The organism is Pseudomonas sp. SC11 (assembly GCF_047039205.1).
Classification (GTDB): domain Bacteria; phylum Pseudomonadota; class Gammaproteobacteria; order Pseudomonadales; family Pseudomonadaceae; genus Aquipseudomonas; species Aquipseudomonas boreofloridensis.
In genome coordinates this window covers 4,735,035-4,751,750 of sequence record NZ_CP178183.1, presented here as the reverse complement: position 1 = coordinate 4,751,750, position 16,716 = coordinate 4,735,035, and the positions used below count along the sequence as shown (strand labels likewise).

Sequence of the window (16,716 nt, the reverse complement as noted above, 5' to 3'; positions counted from 1 at the left end):
CGTCAGCGAATCCGTTTTCCAGAGAACCCGCAATGGCCACCACCACCTCACTGCAACCCGGCTTCATGATCGTTCAGGGCAACCGCCTCGACGAGTTGCGCAGCCTGGTGGTGAGCGTCATGCGTAATTACCCGTTGGCTCCGCTTGAAAACGAAATCGCCCTGGTGCAGAGCAACGGCATCGCCCAATGGCTCAAGCTCGCATTGGCCGAAGACCCTGAAGACGATGACGGCGGCTGCGGTATCGCGGCCGCCATCGATGTGCAGTTGCCCGGCAGTTTCATGTGGCAACTCTACCGTCGCGTGCTGGGCCGTGATCAGATTCCAGAAGTTTCGCTGCTCGACAAAGCCCCATTGACCTGGCGCCTGATGCGCCTGCTGCCGGCCCTGATCGAGCGCCCCCATTTCGAGCCGCTCAAACGCTTCCTCACTGACGACACGGACCTGCGCAAACGTTACCAGTTGGCTGAACGTCTGGCCGACCTGTTCGACCAATACCAGGTCTATCGCGCCGATTGGCTCAAAGACTGGGCCTCAGGCCACCACGTACTCAACACCGCCCGTGGCGAGCGCAAGCCTTTGGCGGACGGCAATCGCTGGCAGGCCGAATTGTGGCGGGCGCTGCTGGACGATGTCGGGGCAGAGGGCATGGCGCAAAGCCGCGCCGGTGTGCATCAGCGCTTCATCGAGCGAGTCGATGCCTTGGAGCACGCGCCCCCGGGATTGCCTGCGCGGGTGATGGTGTTCGGTATCTCATCGCTGCCCGCCCAAACCCTCGAAGCACTGGCCGGTCTGGCCCGCTTCAGCCAAGTGCTGCTGTGCGTACACAATCCCTGCCGCCACCACTGGGGCGACATCGTCGCCGACAAGGACCTGCTCCGGCATCAGTACAAGCGTCTGCAGCGTAAACACAGCATGCCGCTGCAACTGGACGACGAGGCGCTTCATCAGCACGCGCATCCCCTGTTGGCCGCCTGGGGCAAGCAAGGCCGTGACTACATCAACCTGCTCGACAGCTACGATGACCCTGGCAGCTACCGTGGAGTCTTCAGCGACGGCCGTATCGACTTGTTCAGCGAGGCGCAGCCGCTGACGTTGCTCAATCAGTTGCAGGACGACATTCTCGAGTTGCGCCCGCTGTCGGAAACCCGCGAAACCTGGCCTGCCGTCAATGCCGCGAGCGACCGCTCGATTCGTTTTCACGTGGCGCACAGTCCGCAGCGCGAGGTCGAGATCCTGCACGATCAACTGCTCGCTCGGTTCAGCAACGACCCGACGCTGCGCCCACGCGATGTCATAGTCATGCTACCGGCCATCGACGACTATGCCCCGCATATCCGCGCCGTGTTCGGTCAACTCGACCGCCATGACCCGCGCTACATCCCCTTCACCCTCACCGACCAGGGCCAGCGTGGCCGCGATCCGCTGCTCATCGCCTTGGAGCACCTGCTCAAGCTGCCCGACAGCCGCTTTGCCGTCAGCGAGATCCTCGACCTGCTTGACGTGCCCGCGCTGCGCGCACGCTTCGGCATCAAGCAAAGCGATCTGCCGACCTTGCACCGCTGGATCGAAGGCGCAGGCATCCGTTGGGGCCTGAGCGGCGAGCAGCGAGCCAGTCTCGGCCTGCCGGAGGGGCTGGAACAGAACAGTTGGCGATTCGGCTTGCGGCGTATGCTGCTGGGCTATGCGGTAGGTGTCGGTGAAGGCTGTGACGGCATCGAGCCGTTCGATGAGATCGGCGGTCTCGATGCCGCCCTGATCGGTCCGCTGGTCGCCTTGCTGGATGCGTTGGAAGTGGCCTGCCAGCACCTCGCCGAACCTGCCAGCGTTCAGCAGTGGGGCGCGCGCCTGCATGCCCTGCTGCAGGTGTTCTTCCTGGCCGAGGAAGAACATGACGAACTGCTGCTGGTCGAGTTGCAGGACCTGCGCGACACCTGGCTGGAAACCTGCGAAACGGTCGGCTTGGACGAGCAGCTGCCCCTCACGGTCGTGCGCGAGGCCTGGTTGTCGGGTCTCGATCAAGGCAAGTTGTCGCAACGCTTCCTGGCTGGCTCGGTGAATTTCTGCACACTGATGCCCATGCGCGCCATTCCCTTCCGCATCGTCTGCCTGCTGGGCATGAACGACGGCGATTACCCGCGCGCCCAGCCGCCGTTGGATTTCGATCTGATGGCCAGCGACTACCGACCCGGCGATCGCTCACGACGCGAGGACGACCGCTACCTGCTGCTCGAAGCGCTGCTCTCGGCCCGCGATCAGCTGTATGTCAGTTGGGTCGGGCGCAGTATCCGCGACAACAGCGAGCGCCCGGCGTCGGTATTGATCGGTCAATTGCGCGATCACCTCGCCGCCGGCTGGCAGTTGGCCGGTGCCGAGCAGGGCGAACGCGAAGATTCTGGTCAGCAATTGCTGCACGCGCTCACCCAGGAACATCCGTTGCAGCCGTTCAGTCAGCGCTACTTCCAGAAGGACAGCCCGCTGTTCAGCTATGCCCACGAGTGGCAGGTGTTGCACCAGCCTGATCAAACAGCGATCCCGGACACCCTGGCACTGCCAGCGTACAAGAGCGAAGAGCCGCTGACCCTGACCCAGTTGCAGGACTTTCTCCGTCATCCGGTGAGGCATTTCTTCAGTCAGCGGCTCAAAGTGTTTTTCGAAGCCCTGCAAGCGCCCACTCCCGACGAAGAGCCCTTCGTGCTGGATGCCCTGCAGCGCTACAGCCTGAGCGAGCGCCTGCTCGATGCCGCACTGACCGCGACTGACGACCCGGAGCAGGCCTTGCATAGCCAAGCGCGGCGCTTGCAAGCCTGTGGGCTGCTGCCGTTGGCGGGCTTTGGCGAGTCGCTGCAGGTCGAGCTGATCCAGCCACTGCCTGATTTGCTGACACGGCACCGCCAACTATTGCAGCGCTGGCCCCGCGTGGTCGAAGGTGCGCTGCCGATTCGTTTCGAGCGTGGCGCCCTGCGCCTGGAAGGTTGGTTGGGCCGTGTCTATCAAGGCGATGGCGAGGACTTGCTGAGCATTACCACCGTCCCGAACAGCCTCGGCGCCGGGCGCAACAGCCTCAAGTGGCATCGCTTGATCCCCGCGTGGGTCATGCACCTTGCCGCCTGCGCCGTGGGTTATCCACTGCACACCGCGCTGGTGGCCAGCGACCAGACCCTGCTGCTCGCGCCTCTGCCCAACGCCCAGGCCAGCGATCTGCTCGCCGACCTGCTGGTCGCGCGTCAGGCGGGCATGAATGCGCCCCTGCCGGTGGCGCCGAAAACCGCTTTCGCCTGGCTCGCTCAGTCAGATCCGGACAAAGCCCAGGCCGCTGCAGCGAAGGCCTACGAAGGCGATGGCCAGAACAGTTTCGGCGAGCGCAGCGAAAGCCTTGCGCTGATCCGTCAGTTCCGCGACTTCGCCGCACTCTCTGCCGACGAAACCTTCGAAGGCTGGTGCGAAGCCCTGTATCGACCTCTGTTCACCGCCGCCTGGAAAACCCAGGACTCGCCGGAGACCGCCGCATGACCCAGGCCCGGCCTCTGGCCCTGAGCTTTCCCCTGCACGGCAGCCAACTGATCGAAGCCAGTGCCGGCACCGGCAAGACCTTCACCATCTCCGCACTCTACCTGCGCCTGATTCTGGGCCACGGCGGCGAACACGGCTTTGGCCGCGAATTGCTGCCTCCGCAGATCCTTGTGGTGACCTTCACCGATGCCGCCACCAAGGAGCTGCGCGAGCGCATTCGTACACGCCTGGCCGAGGCGGCGCGCTTTTTCCGTGGAGAGTTGGACGGCGCCGACCCCTTGCTGTATCAACTGCGCGACGACTATCCACACGACCACTGGCCACGGTGCGCCAGTCGCCTGGAAGTGGCGGTGCAGTGGATGGACGAAGCGGCGGTCTCGACCATCCATGGCTGGTGTCAGCGCATGCTGCGCGAGCATGCCTTCGACAGCGGCAGCCTGTTCACCCAGAGCCTGGAGACCGATCACAGTGAACTGCTCGGCCAAGTCATGCGCGATTACTGGCGGCGCTTCTGCTATGGCATGCACGGCGAGGCGCTGGCCTGGGTGCGCAGCCATTGGCTCAGCCCGGATGCATTGCTGCCGCGTATCCGCCCGCTGTTCGGGCGCTTTCCCGCTGACGCCGAAGGCCCTGAGCCGCAAGCGCTGATCGACGCCGCCCTGGCGCAACGCCAGCAGCAACTGCAGGCGCTCAAGGCGCCCTGGGCGCGATGGGCCGATGAGTTGCAGGAGATCTGTCGCGCGGCGGTGGCCGCCAAGCAGGCTGACGGGCGCAAGCTACAAGCGCGCTTCTTCGAACCCTGGTTCGACAAGCTGCGCACCTGGGCCGGCGATGATCAGCTCATGGAGCTCGACCTGGGCACGGGCTTCACCCGCTTGACCCCGGACGGGATGGCCGAAGCCTGGAAGTCCGGCCAACCGCCCGAGCACCCGGCACTGCAGGCCATGACCGAGCTGCGCGCTCAATTGCAGGCGTTACCCGGCCCCGATGCGGCAGTGCTCGGGCATGCCGCCGGCTGGGTCGCGGCGCGTTTCGAAGTGGAAAAACGCCGACGCGCGGAAATGGGCTTCGACGACATGCTCCTGCGCCTGGAACAGGCCTTGCGTGGCGAGGCCGGCGAACGTTTGGCCGGGCTGATTCGCGAGCAGTTCCCGGTGGCGCTAATCGATGAGTTCCAGGACACCGACCCGGTGCAGTACGGCATCTTCGAGCGCATCTATCGCATTGCCGAGAATCGTCGCGAAACCGGCCTGTTCATGATCGGCGACCCCAAGCAGGCGATCTACGCTTTCCGCGGCGCCGATATCTTCACCTACCTGGACGCCCGGCGAGCCACTGCCGGACGCCTGCACAGTCTGGACACCAACTACCGCTCCAGCCAGGCCATGGTCGAGGCGGTCAACAGCACCTTCCTGTTGGCCGAGCGGCGTGCGCAGGGGCGCGGTGCCTTCCTGTTCCGCGAGGCCGATGACAACCCGCTGCCCTTCGTCGAAGTGCGCGCCAAGGGCCGCAGCGAACGCCTGCTGATCGACGGTCAAGCGTGCGCCGCGTTGCAGTGCTGGCACCTGCCCAGCGACGAACCGCTGTCCAGCAGCCAGTACCGTCAGCAATTGGCGGCGCGCTGCGCCAGCCATATCGTGGCGTTGCTCATGGGCGGCCAGCTCGGGGTGAGTGGCTTCGCTGATGAACAGGGTGCGTTACGTGGCTGCCGTCCGTCGGACATCGCCATTCTGGTGCGCGATGGCCGCGAAGCGCAGATGATCCGCAGCGCGCTGACTGCGCGCGGCGTGCGCAGCGTCTATCTGTCCGACAAGGATTCGGTGTTCGCCGCGCAAGAGGCTCACGACCTGCTGGCCTGGCTCAAGGCGTGCGCCGAGCCCGACGCCGAACGTCTGCTCAAGGCTGCCTTGGCCAGCCTGACGCTGAACCTGCCGTTAATGGAGCTCGAGCGTCTGAATCAAGACGAGCGGGTTTGGGAGGCCTGGGTCATGCGCTTTCGCCTGTATCGCGAAACCTGGCAGCGCCAGGGTGTGCTGCCCATGCTGCGTCGCCTGCTGCACGACTTTCAGTTGCCGCGCAGCCTGATCGGTCGTAGCGATGGCGAGCGCGTGCTGACCAACTTGCTGCACCTGGCCGAACTGCTGCAGCAGGCGGCCGGCGAGCTGGACGGCGAGCAGGCGCTGATTCGCCATTTGAGCGAGCAACTGGCCAATGCCGCGCAGGCGGGCGAGGAGCAGATCCTGCGCCTGGAAAGCGACGAGCAACTGGTCAAGGTGGTGACTATCCACAAGTCCAAAGGCCTGGAGTACCCGCTGGTCTACCTGCCGTTCATCTGCACCAGCAAGGCCGTGGACGGTCAGCGCCTGCCCTTGACCTGGCACGACCGTGACGGTCAGCCATTGCTGACCCTCAGCCCCACAGCCGAACAGATCGCCCTGGCCGATGACGAACGCCTGGCCGAAGACCTGCGCCTGCTCTATGTCGCCTTGACCCGCGCCCAGCATGCCTGCTGGCTGGGGGTGGCCGACCTCAAGCGCGGCAACCAGAAAAGCTCGCAGTTGCACCGCTCGGCCCTGGGCTACCTGCTCGGTGGCGGACAGCCGCTGTCCGACTCCGCTCAGTTGGCCGACTGGTTGCAGACGCTGTGCGCGCAAAGCGCTGCGATTGCCTGCCCAGCGCTGCCCGAGGTCGATGACCAGGTCTACCAGGCCCCGCGTCACGGTACGCAATGGCGAGCTGCACTCAAGCCGCGACGTGCGGCGACGGAGCAGTGGTGGATTGCGTCCTACAGTGCGTTGCGCGTGGGTGACCAGAACGTGTTGGCTGACAGCTCCCAGGCCCAGCAACTGCTCGACGACGAAAGCATCGATCCGCAACTGCTGCGCGAGGTGCCGCCGGAAAACGGTGATATCCACCGTTTCCCACGCGGACCGAACCCCGGCACCTTCCTCCACGGCTTGTTGGAATGGGCCGGCCGCGAGGGGTTCGCCGAGATCGCCAGCCAGCCCGCGTTGATCGAGCGTACCGTGGGCCAGCGCTGCAATCGTCGCGACTGGAGTGGCTGGATTCCCACGCTCAGCCAATGGTTGCAGCACCTGCTCATTCAGGACTTACCGCTAGCTCCCGAGGGTACGCTGCTGCGCTTGGCGCACCTGCAGCAGTACCAGATCGAGATGGAGTTCTGGTTTGCCAGCCACCGGGTCGACGTGCGCCGTCTCGACCAACTCGTCGTGCGCCACACCCACAGCGGCGCCGCGCGCCCGGCAGCACTGGCCAGTCAGCTCAATGGCATGTTCAAAGGCTTCATCGACCTGGCCTTCGAACTGGACGGTCGCTACTACGTGGCCGACTACAAATCCAATTGGCTCGGCCCGGACGGCAACGCCTATAACGCACCGGCCATGGAGCAGGCGATTCTCGATCATCGCTACGACCTGCAGTACGTGCTGTACCTGCTGGCCCTGCACCGCCAACTGCGCGCGCGCCTGCCCGACTATGACTACGACCGCCATGTCGGCGGCGCGCTGTTCATTTTCCTGCGCGGCACCGGCAGTGCCGGTCGCGGCCTGTACGCGGTGCGGCCACCCCGTGAGCTGATCGAACAGCTCGATGCGCTGTTTCGCGGCGATCTCCAGCCCGAACAGCAGGACCTGTTTGCCGGAGCCACACCATGAGCCGCACCCTCGACGACCTGCTGCCCACCCCGTTGCAGGCCGAGCACCTGGCGGCCTTGGCGCCGCTTGCCGACAGCCACGATCTGCTGGCGCTGTTGGACCGGTGGGTCGAACGCGGCTGGTTGCGTGCGCTGGATCGCGCGTTCGTCAGCTTTCTCGCGGAGCGTGAGCCGGGCGGCGATCCGTTGGTGCTGCTGGCGGCGGCGTTGGCCAGTCATCAGTTGGGGCATGGGCATGTGTGCCTGGACCTGGAGCAGACGCTGGCCGAGCCTGACTTCGCGCTGTCGCTGCCGCCGGAGGGCGACGCTCTGGCCGGACCGTTGCTGCTGCCCTCACAACTGCTCGCCGCCCTCGAACCCGCCCTCTGGCGGCAGCGTATCGCAGCGAGTGGACTGGTGGCCGATGGCGATAGCGCCGGGCATGAGGCGCGGCCGCTGGTGCTCAGTGCCCAGCGCCTGTATCTACGCCGCTACTGGCGCTATGAGCGGCGTGTCGACCACTCGCTGCAGCAGCGCATCGCGACCCACGAAGCGATTCCCCACGACCTGCCGGCGCGTCTGGCGCAGTTGTTCGAAGGCGGCGCTCCGGCTGGCCAGGTGGACTGGCAGAAGCTCGCCTGCGCCCTGGCCACCCGCGCCGCCTTCAGCATCGTTACCGGCGGCCCTGGGACCGGCAAGACCACCACCGTGGTGCGCTTGCTGGCCCTGCTCCAAGGCCCGGCAGTGGAGCAGGGCAGGCCTTTGCGCATCCGCCTGGCGGCGCCCACCGGCAAGGCGGCAGCGCGCCTGACCGAGTCCATCGGTCAGCAAGTCGAGCGTTTGCAGGTGGACGCTACGCTGCGTGCGCAGATTCCCACCGAGGTGAGCACGGTGCACCGCCTGCTCGGCAGTCGCCCCGGCTCGCGGCATTTCCGCCACCACGCCGGTAACCCGCTGCCGCTGGATGTCCTGGTGGTGGATGAGGCGTCGATGATCGACCTGGAAATGATGGCCAACCTGCTCGACGCCTTGCCGAGCCGCGCGCGCCTGGTGCTACTCGGCGACAAGGACCAGTTGGCGTCGGTGGAAGCTGGCGCGGTGCTGGGCGATCTGTGTCGCTATGCCGAGGAGGGGCGCTACACGGCGGCGACCCAGGCCTGGCTGGAGCAGGTCGGTGGCCAGTCGTTGCATGACAGCGGGCTGCTGCCTGGCGATGCGCAGCAGCATGCCCTGGCTCAGCAGGTGGTGATGCTGCGTCACTCCCGGCGCTTCGGTGAAGGCAGCGGTATTGGTCGGCTGGCACGGTGGGTCAACCTGCAGCAGGCCGAGCAGGCGCGCGCGCTGCTCAGCCTGCCGCCGGACGATGTGTTCGGCCTGGCGCTGCGCGGCGAGCACGACCGGGCCTTCGACCGTCTGTTGCTGGAGGGGCTGGGACGTGGCGAGGAGGGGCCCCAGGGTTACCGCAGTTACCTGCGCACCCTCGGCCGCCATCGGCCGGCACCGGGTACACCGGCCGACGCCAGCGAGTGGGAGCACTGGGCGGCGCGGGTGCTGGGCAGCTTCGAGGGTTTCCAGTTGCTGTGTGCCGTGCGCCGCGGTGCCTGGGGTGTGGAGGGTCTGAACGAACGCGTAGCGCGGGTGCTGCACGGCGCCGGCCTGATCGATACACGCCTGCCGTGGTACGAGGGGCGACCCGTGCTGGTCACCCGCAACGATTACGGCCTGGGCTTGATGAACGGCGATATCGGCATTGCCCTGCGGCTGCCGGACGAGACGGGTGAAACCTCGCTGCGCGTGGCATTCGCGCGCAACGACGGTTCAGGCGGCGTGCGCTTCGTGCTGCCCAGCCGGCTCAACGAGGTGGAAACCGTCTTCGCCATGACGGTACACAAGTCCCAGGGTTCGGAATTCAGTCATACCGCCCTGGTGCTGCCCGATGCGCTGAATCCGGTACTCACCAAAGAGCTGATCTATACCGGTATCACCCGTGCCAAAGCTTGCTTCAGCTTGATCGAGCCGCGAGCCGGCGTGTTCGAGGAGGCCGTCAAGCGCAAGGTGCGACGGATTTCTGGCCTTGCGCTGGAAAATATCTGACATTCGTCAATACCTTGGCATCGCGGCCTTGTGCTATCGTGCGACACATCTGAATTTAACTTGAGAAGTTTCCTAGATGTCAGTGGTTGTCTCGCCTCGGTGGCGGGTGGCGAACTGTGCGTTGTCGCTGTTGATCGTCGCCCTGTCGTCGTTCGCCGAGCCTGCGCGGGCGTATGCGCCGGCCACTGCGGTGCAGGTGCAACAGCGCGCCAAGGCAGTGACCCAAGTGGTCCTGGGAATCTTCAGCTACGCCCGGTGGCCGGTGGAGCCCGCGCCCTTGCGCCTGTGCCTGATCGGTCCCACCGAGTACGCCGATGACCTGATCAAGGGCGAGCTGCAGACTGCATCGCAACCCTTGCAGGTGCGTCGTCTGCTGGCCGACGATCCCCGCACCGCCGAGACCTGCGATGCGGTGTATATCGGTCGACTCGACACGGGTGAGCGTGATCGGCTGTTCAACGCGCTGGTCGGCCATCCGGTGCTGAGCATCAGCGAGGCGGACGACCCGTGTACGGTCGGCAGTCTGTTCTGCCTGCGCGTCGAGGACGAGCAGGTGAGTTTCGCGGTCAACCTCGACTCGGTGGCGCGCAGCGGCTTGCGTATTCATCCCAGCGTGCTGCAATTGTCGCGGCGTCGGACTGCGCAGCCATGACCTCTCGTCTCACGCGCAGACGCCGGCCGACCTTGCGCGCCGCACTCGGCCGCGGCCATCTGGCCATCGCCCTGCTGGCGGTCGGCCTGGCCGGTATTTCGGGAACCTTGCTCGGCGTTGCCGCCCTGCGTGTGCATGCCAATCACAACCTGGAACTGATCGCCCGCTCGATCAGCTACACCGTGGAAGCCGCGGTGGTGTTCGACGACAGCCCCGCCGCCAGTGAGGCCCTGGCAGTGATCGCTGGCAGCGAGGAGGTCGCCGACGCCAAGGTCTTCGCCCTCGACGGCGATCTGCTAGCGCACTGGCAGCGCGACGACACCGGGCTGCTTGCACCGCTGGAGCGCCAGGTGGCGAAGGCCTTGCTGGACGAGCCCATCTATCGGCCCATCGTCCACCAGCAGCGCACGGTCGGGCATATCGAGCTGACCGGGCAGGGCGGCAGCCTGCTGCGCTTCCTGCTCAGCGGGTTGTTCGGCATTCTCTGCTGCATCCTGCTCAGCACGCTGGTCGCCCTGCACCTGTCGCGCCGTCTGTTCGGCGATATCGTCCGACCGCTGCGCAGCCTGGCCAGCGTCGCCCACGCCGCCCGCCGCGAGCGCAGTTTCGACCGACGCGTCCCCGAGGCGCGCATTGCCGAGCTCAACGAACTGGGTACCGACTTCAATGCCCTGCTCGACGAACTGGAAGTCTGGCAAAGCCACCTGCAAAGCGAAAACGCGACCCTGGCTCACCAGGCCAGCCACGATAGCCTGACCGGCCTGCCCAACCGCGCGTTCTTCGAGGGAAGGCTCAACCGCAGCCTGCGCAACGCCGCCCGCCTTCAAGACCACATGGCGGTGCTGTTTCTCGACAGCGATCACTTCAAGCAGATCAACGACAGCCTCGGCCATGCGGTGGGCGACGAGGTGCTGATCAACGTCGCCAGTCGCGTACGCGCACAATTGCGCGAGCACGACCTGGTGGCGCGCCTGGGCGGCGATGAATTCGCCGTGCTGCTGACCCCGCTGCACTCGCGTGAAGACGCCGAGCGCATCGCCGACAAGATCGTCGCCAGCATGCGCTTGCCGATCCAGCTCGACGATGGCCGCCGCGTGCCCAGTGCGTTGAGTGTCGGTATCGCCTTCTATCCGGACGATGGCCAGGACCCGGCCAGTCTGCTCAATGCCGCCGATGCGGCGATGTACCAGGCCAAGCGCAGCCGTCGCGGCCACCGGCAAGCGGCGCGTGGTGACTGGGCCACGGACCCCGATGACAGGAGCTGAACCGTGACACACCCTTTTTACCGCCAGTCGCTCGCCTGGCTGGCTTTGTTGCTGGCACTGACAGCGTTGAGTGCGTGCAAGACGGCGCCGCCCGTCGGCCTGAGTCCCGAGCAAATCGCTGTCCTGCAGCGCGAGGGCTTTACCCCCAGCGAAGAGGGCTGGGCGTTCGATCTGTCTGGCAAGGTGCTGTTCGGCAGCGATCTGGACCGGCTCAACGGGCAAAGCCAGGCGATCGTCGAACGCGTTGGCCGCGCGTTGCTGTCGGTGGGCATCCAGCGGGTGCGCGTCGATGGCCATGCCGATGCCTCGGGCAAGGCGGCGTACAACCAGCAGTTGTCCGAGCGCCGTGCGCAGAGCGTGGCGCAGGCGCTGGTGGGGATCGGTATGCCGCCAGGCGATATCCAGACACGCGGGTTGGGCAGCCGCCAGCCGGTGGCCGACAACCGCACCAGCGCCGGCCGTACCGAGAACCGGCGGGTGTCGATCGTGGTGGGCGCCCATTGAAAGACGAGTGTGCGGCTAACGCCCGTCGCCCTCAGTCCTGCGCGAACACCATCTCGCGCGTCTGGCCCATCAGCAACGGCGCATTCGCCTCAGTCACCTCGCGGATGTAGTCCCATAGCAGGGTGATGCGCTTCAACTTGCGCAGATCCTCCCGGCAATACATCCAGAACTGCCGTGTCACCTCGACCTCATCCTCCAGTACCGTCACCAGCCGCGCGTCCTGCGCTGCCAGGAAGCACGGCAGGATTGCCAGGCCACGCCCTTGCAGTGCGGCGGTGTACTGGGCGATCACGCTGGTGCTGCGCAGGTGGGCGTGGGCGTTGGGGATCAGGTTCGCCAGGTACAGCAACTCGGAACTGAAGGCCAGGTCGTCGACGTAGCTGATGAAAGGGTGCTGCGCCAGGTCGGCCACCTCGCCAATCGGCGCGTGGTTGTCCAGGTATTCCCGGGTGGCATACAGCCGCAGGCGGTAGTCGCACAGCTTGCAGCAGACATACGGCCCGTGCTCCGGGCGCTCCAGGGCGATGACGATGTCCGCCTCGCGCTTGGACAGGCTGATGAAGTGGGGCAGCGGCAGGATATCCACCGAGATCGCTGGCCAGGTGTCGACGAAGCGGCTCAGTTGCGGGGTGACGAAGAAGCTGCCGAAGCCCTCGGTGCAGCCCATGCGCACATGCCCCGACAACGCCACGCCGGAGCCGGACACCTGTTCGCAGGCCATGTGCAAGGTGCTTTCGATCGACTCGGCGTAGCCCAGCAGGCGCTGACCTTCGGCGGTGAGTACGAAGCCGTTGGTGCGCGACTTCTCGAACAACAGCGTGCCCATGGCACCTTCCAGCGAGCTGATGCGTCGCGACACCGTGGTGTAGTCCACCGACAGGCGTTTGGCGGCGCTGCTGGCCTTGCGTGTGCGCGCCACTTCGAGGAAGAACTTGAGGTCGTCCCAGTTCAGCGCACTGAGGGAGGTCAGGTCTTTTTGCATGTTGATCCGGTTTTTTTGTGCATTCTTGTTGGATGTTTGCACATCTATACTCGAACTCACTCCCTGCACGCCACCCCGTTCGCTGCGGCGTAGGCGTCTTCGTTCCGACAATAATTCCAAGGAGAGCGCAGATGAACGCACCCCACACCCCCACGACCCACGTGCAGCAGGCCAAGTTGTTGATCGACGGGCAATGGGTGGAGTCGACCACTCAGGAATGGCGCGACGTGGTCAATCCGGCCACCCAGCAGGTACTGGCGCGCGTGCCGTTCGCCACCGCCGCCGAAGTCGACGCCGCCATCGCTGCCGCCCAGCGTGCCTTCAAGACCTGGCGTGACACGCCGATCGGTGCGCGCATGCGCATCATGCTCAAGTTACAGGCGCTGATCCGCGAGCACAGCAAGCGCATCGCCGCGACCCTGAGCGCCGAGCAAGGCAAGACCCTGGCCGATGCCGAGGGCGACATCTTCCGCGGTCTGGAAGTGGTGGAGCACGCCGCGTCCATCGGCACCCTGCAGATGGGCGAGTTCGCCGAGAACGTGGCCGGTGGCGTCGACACCTACACCTTGCGCCAGCCGATCGGCGTGTGCGCCGGTATCACCCCGTTCAACTTCCCGGCGATGATTCCGCTGTGGATGTTCCCCATGGCCATCGTCTGCGGCAACACCTTCGTGCTCAAGCCGTCCGAGCAGGATCCGCTGTCGACGCTGATGCTGGTCGAACTGGCGCTGGAAGCCGGAGTGCCGGCGGGCGTGCTGAACGTGGTGCACGGTGGCAAGCAGGTGGTCGATGCGCTGTGCACCCATCGGGACATCAAGGCGGTGTCCTTCGTCGGCTCGACCGAGGTCGGCACCCACGTGTACAACCTTGCCAGTCAGCACGGCAAGCGCGTGCAGTCGATGATGGGCGCCAAGAACCACGCCGTGGTGCTGCCCGACGCCAACCGCACCCAAACCATCAACGCCCTGGTCGGCGCGGCCTTCGGTGCAGCCGGCCAGCGCTGCATGGCCACCTCGGTGGCGGTGCTGGTGGGCAAGGCCCGCGAGTGGCTGCCGGACATCAAGGCGGCGGCGAGCAGGCTCAAGGTCAACGCTGGCAGCGAGCCGGGGACCGACGTCGGTCCGGTGGTGTCCAAGCGCGCCAAGGAGCGCGTGCTGGGGCTGATCGACAGCGGCGTGAAAGAAGGCGCCACGCTCGAGCTGGACGGCCGTGACGTGCAGGTGCCGGGCTTCGAGCACGGCAACTTCGTCGGCCCGACCCTGTTCTCCGGCGTGACCACCGACATGCAGATCTACACCCAGGAAATTTTCGGCCCGGTGTTGGTCACGCTTGAAGTCGACACCCTCGATGAGGCCATCGCCCTGGTCAACGCCAACCCGTTCGGCAACGGCACCGGCTTGTTCACCCAGAGCGGCGCGGCGGCACGCAAGTTCCAGAGCGAGATCGACGTCGGCCAGGTCGGCATCAACATCCCGATCCCGGTGCCGGTGCCGTTCTTCAGCTTCACCGGTTCGCGCGGCTCCAAGCTGGGCGATCTGGGCCCCTATGGCAAACAGGTGGTGCAGTTCTATACCCAGACCAAGACGGTCACGGCCCGCTGGTTCGACGACGACAGCGTCAACGACGGCGTGAACACCACCATCAGCCTGCGCTAAGGAGTTGGTCATGCGTATCGCATTCATCGGTCTGGGCAACATGGGCGCCCCCATGGCCCGCAACCTGATCAAGGCCGGGCACACGCTGAACCTGTTCGACCTCAACAAAACCGTGCTGGCCGAGCTTGCCGAACTGGGCGGGCAGGTCAGCACCTCGCCGAAGGACGCCGCTGCCCGCAGCGAGCTGGTGATCACCATGCTGCCGGCCGCTGCCCACGTGCGCTCGGTGTACCTGAACGAGGACGACGGTGTGCTCGCCGGCATCAAGCCCGGCACACCGACGTTGGACTGCAGCACCATCGATCCGCAGACCGCCCGCGACGTGTCCAAGGCCGCGGCGGCCAAGGGCATCGACATGGGCGACGCGCCGGTGTCGGGGGGCACCGGTGGTGCCGCGGCGGGGACATTGACCTTCATGGTCGGCGCCAGCCCCGAGCTGTTCGCCACGCTCAAGCCGGTGCTCGAACAGATGGGCCGCAACATCGTGCACTGCGGTGCAGTGGGCACTGGGCAGATTGCCAAGATCTGCAACAACCTGCTGCTGGGCATCTCCATGATCGGCGTGTCCGAAGCCATGGCCCTGGGCAATGCGCTGGGCATCGACACCCAGGTGCTGGCCGGGATCATCAACAGCTCCACCGGCCGTTGCTGGAGCTCCGATACCTACAACCCTTGGCCCGGTGTGATCGACACCGCGCCGGCTGCACGCGGCTACACCGGTGGCTTCGGTGCCGAACTGATGCTCAAGGACCTGGGCCTGGCCACCGAGGCCGCGCGCCAGGCGCACCAGCCGGTGATTCTCGGTGCAGTCGCGCAGCAGTTGTACCAAGCCATGAGCTTGCGCGGCGAGGGCGGCAAGGATTTCTCGGCGATCGTCGAGGGCTATCGGAAGAAGGACGACTGAGCTGAACGCAAGAAGGCCACGTGATGCTCCGCTCAGCGGGCTCACGTAGCCTTTGTGCACGCGGCCTTGCGTCGCGATGGGCCGCTTGGCGGCCCCTCAGGCGTCAGGCGAACACGAAGTACTTGCGCACGGTCTCCACCACTTCCCAGGTGCCCTTCATGCCGGGCTCGATGACGAACACGTCACCGCCCTTCAGGTGCTTGGGCTCTTCGCCCTCCGGGGTGATGATGCAATAGCCTTCGAGGAAGTGGCAGAACTCCCACTTGTCGTAGTTCACCTCGAACTTGCCGGGCGTGCAGATCCAGGTGCCCATGATCTTGCTGCCGTCGGCCGAAAGGTAGGCGTTGAGGTTGACGGTGTGCGGATCGCCGCCGATGCGTTTCCACTTGGTCGCGTTGACGACCGGCGTCGGGCAGGTTTCGCGCAGGACAGTGATGAAGTCGGACATGGCAGAGCTCCTGATGACGGGCTGAATGACCCGTCACCATAGGGGCTGAACGGTAGCTGCGGTTGCCTGGGCTCGACCTTCATGTGTCTGGATGCGCTGTTCGACCCGCTTCGGTCAGGCCCACCAGTAGCGAACGAAGTGGAAGAACACCGGGGCGGCGAAGCACACCGAGTCCATGCGGTCGAGCATGCCACCGTGGCCTTCGATCATGTGGCCCCAGTCCTTCACCCCACGGTCGCGTTTGATCGCCGACATCACCAGGCCGCCGAAGAAACCCATGGCGTTGACCGTCAACGCCATCAGCGCCGCCTGCCAGAAGTTGAACGGCGTGATCCAGCACAGCAGCGCCCCCACCAAGGTGGCCAGGGCCACGCCGCCGGCCAGGCCTTCGACGGTCTTGGAGGGCGACAGGTTGGGCGCCACCTTGCGCTTGCCGAACAGCTTGCCGCACACGTACTGCAGTACGTCGCTGATCTGCACCACCAGGATCAGCCAGGCGATCAGCAACAGGTTGCGGCCCTCGTAGCCCGGAATGTCCAGGGTCATCAGCGCGGGTACCGACGACACGCAGTACACCGCGATCATCAGCCCCCACTGCACTTTCGAGGCGCGTTCCAGGAAGCGCGTGGTGTCGCCGCCGAAGCTGGCCAGGATCGGCAGCAGCAGGAACAGGTAGACCGGAATGAAGATGCTGAACAGCCCGTACCAGTCCATACCGATCAGCAGGTATTGCACCGGCAAGGCTACGTAGAAGGCTGCCGCCAGCGCCGGGTAATCGCTGCGCCGGGTCGGAGTGAGGGTCATGAATTCGCGCAGCGCGTAGAACGACACGCAGTAGAACAGCACGATCACGCCGTACTTGCCGAACACGAAGGCCAGGCCGATCACCAGCACCATCACCCACCAGGCGTTGATGCGGGCGTTGAGGTTGTCGATCACCGCATGCGGGCCGGGGCCGGCGCGCCATTTCAGCAGGCGACCGATCAGGCTGGCGAGCAGCAGCAGGGCGCCGATGCCGATGAACAGGGACAGGGTGTTGTCTTCCATT

At 65.6% G+C, this 16,716-nt stretch carries 11 protein-coding genes; 8 read left to right on the top strand and 3 right to left on the bottom strand.

Features of this window, described 5'->3' with window-relative positions; all coding sequences use genetic code 11:
• The first annotated feature begins 32 nt into the window (after window positions 1-32).
• The 6 genes from recC to ACK2SD_RS21200 all read left to right on the top strand — a co-directional run bounded on the left by recC (window position 33) and on the right by ACK2SD_RS21200 (window position 11,679).
• Window positions 33-3,512, top strand: coding sequence for an exodeoxyribonuclease V subunit gamma (gene recC / locus ACK2SD_RS21225; protein ID WP_412460767.1), 3,480 nt, complete (start codon window positions 33-35; stop codon window positions 3,510-3,512).
• Window positions 3,509-7,186, top strand: coding sequence for an exodeoxyribonuclease V subunit beta (recB, locus tag ACK2SD_RS21220; RefSeq protein WP_412460766.1), 3,678 nt, complete (start codon window positions 3,509-3,511; stop codon window positions 7,184-7,186). The genes recC and recB overlap by 4 nt, the downstream gene beginning before the upstream one ends.
• Entirely contained in the window at window positions 7,183-9,258 is a 2,076-nt protein-coding gene (gene recD / locus ACK2SD_RS21215) for an exodeoxyribonuclease V subunit alpha (protein ID WP_295485992.1), read from the top strand. Before recB ends, recD begins: the two co-directional genes overlap by 4 nt.
• Before the next feature lie 76 nt (window positions 9,259-9,334).
• On the top strand, window positions 9,335-9,910 hold the full coding sequence (locus ACK2SD_RS21210; RefSeq protein WP_412460765.1) for a YfiR family protein: 576 nt from the start codon (window positions 9,335-9,337) through the stop codon (window positions 9,908-9,910).
• Window positions 9,907-11,175, top strand: a complete 1,269-nt coding sequence (locus tag ACK2SD_RS21205; RefSeq protein WP_295485995.1) for a diguanylate cyclase domain-containing protein — start codon at window positions 9,907-9,909, stop codon at window positions 11,173-11,175. The genes ACK2SD_RS21210 and ACK2SD_RS21205 overlap by 4 nt, the downstream gene beginning before the upstream one ends.
• A gap of 3 nt (window positions 11,176-11,178) precedes the next feature.
• Window positions 11,179-11,679 (top strand): OmpA family protein, encoded by a 501-nt coding sequence (locus tag ACK2SD_RS21200; protein WP_412460764.1) that lies wholly within the window; start codon window positions 11,179-11,181, stop codon window positions 11,677-11,679.
• A gap of 31 nt (window positions 11,680-11,710) precedes the next feature.
• Here ACK2SD_RS21200 and ACK2SD_RS21195 read toward each other — a convergent pair whose 3' ends face one another.
• Window positions 11,711-12,661: a LysR family transcriptional regulator gene (locus ACK2SD_RS21195; RefSeq protein ID WP_116887532.1), complete on the bottom strand. Its 951-nt coding sequence runs from the start codon at window positions 12,659-12,661 to the stop codon at window positions 11,711-11,713.
• A 131-nt stretch (window positions 12,662-12,792) separates the two neighbouring features.
• On the opposite strand from ACK2SD_RS21195, the gene ACK2SD_RS21190 reads away from it, so the two are divergent.
• Together ACK2SD_RS21190 and mmsB are read left to right on the top strand one after the other, a co-directional pair.
• The gene (locus ACK2SD_RS21190; RefSeq protein ID WP_304485021.1) at window positions 12,793-14,316 is read left to right on the top strand and encodes a CoA-acylating methylmalonate-semialdehyde dehydrogenase; all 1,524 of its coding nucleotides are present in this window, start codon (window positions 12,793-12,795) and stop codon (window positions 14,314-14,316) included.
• 10 nt (window positions 14,317-14,326) lie between these two features.
• Window positions 14,327-15,220, top strand: a complete 894-nt coding sequence (mmsB, locus tag ACK2SD_RS21185) for a 3-hydroxyisobutyrate dehydrogenase (protein WP_317871450.1) — start codon at window positions 14,327-14,329, stop codon at window positions 15,218-15,220.
• A 103-nt stretch (window positions 15,221-15,323) separates the two neighbouring features.
• On the opposite strand, the gene ACK2SD_RS21180 is transcribed toward mmsB, so the two are convergent.
• A complete protein-coding gene (locus tag ACK2SD_RS21180) occupies window positions 15,324-15,668 on the bottom strand; it encodes a cupin domain-containing protein (protein WP_029613387.1) in 345 nt (114 codons plus the stop codon).
• Window positions 15,669-15,782: 114 nt separating this feature from the next.
• Window positions 15,783-16,715 (bottom strand): phosphatidate cytidylyltransferase, encoded by a 933-nt coding sequence (locus ACK2SD_RS21175; protein WP_039575048.1) that lies wholly within the window; start codon window positions 16,713-16,715, stop codon window positions 15,783-15,785.
• Window position 16,716: the final 1 nt, after the last annotated feature.

Excerpts from the sequence above, each read along its gene's own strand:
- ACK2SD_RS21205 (WP_295485995.1), top strand. The coding sequence starts at position 9,907 with ATGACCTCTCGTCTCACGCGCAGACGCCGGCCGACCTTGCGCGCCGCA.
- ACK2SD_RS21195 (WP_116887532.1), bottom strand. The coding sequence starts at position 12,661 with ATGCAAAAAGACCTGACCTCCCTCAGTGCGCTGAACTGGGACGACCTC.
- recB (WP_412460766.1), top strand. The coding sequence starts at position 3,509 with ATGACCCAGGCCCGGCCTCTGGCCCTGAGCTTTCCCCTGCACGGCAGC.
- ACK2SD_RS21175 (WP_039575048.1), bottom strand. The coding sequence starts at position 16,715 with ATGGAAGACAACACCCTGTCCCTGTTCATCGGCATCGGCGCCCTGCTG.
- ACK2SD_RS21180 (WP_029613387.1), bottom strand. The coding sequence starts at position 15,668 with ATGTCCGACTTCATCACTGTCCTGCGCGAAACCTGCCCGACGCCGGTC.
- mmsB (WP_317871450.1), top strand. The coding sequence starts at position 14,327 with ATGCGTATCGCATTCATCGGTCTGGGCAACATGGGCGCCCCCATGGCC.
- recD (WP_295485992.1), top strand. The coding sequence starts at position 7,183 with ATGAGCCGCACCCTCGACGACCTGCTGCCCACCCCGTTGCAGGCCGAG.
- ACK2SD_RS21210 (WP_412460765.1), top strand. The coding sequence starts at position 9,335 with ATGTCAGTGGTTGTCTCGCCTCGGTGGCGGGTGGCGAACTGTGCGTTG.
- recC (WP_412460767.1), top strand. The coding sequence starts at position 33 with ATGGCCACCACCACCTCACTGCAACCCGGCTTCATGATCGTTCAGGGC.
- ACK2SD_RS21190 (WP_304485021.1), top strand. The coding sequence starts at position 12,793 with ATGAACGCACCCCACACCCCCACGACCCACGTGCAGCAGGCCAAGTTG.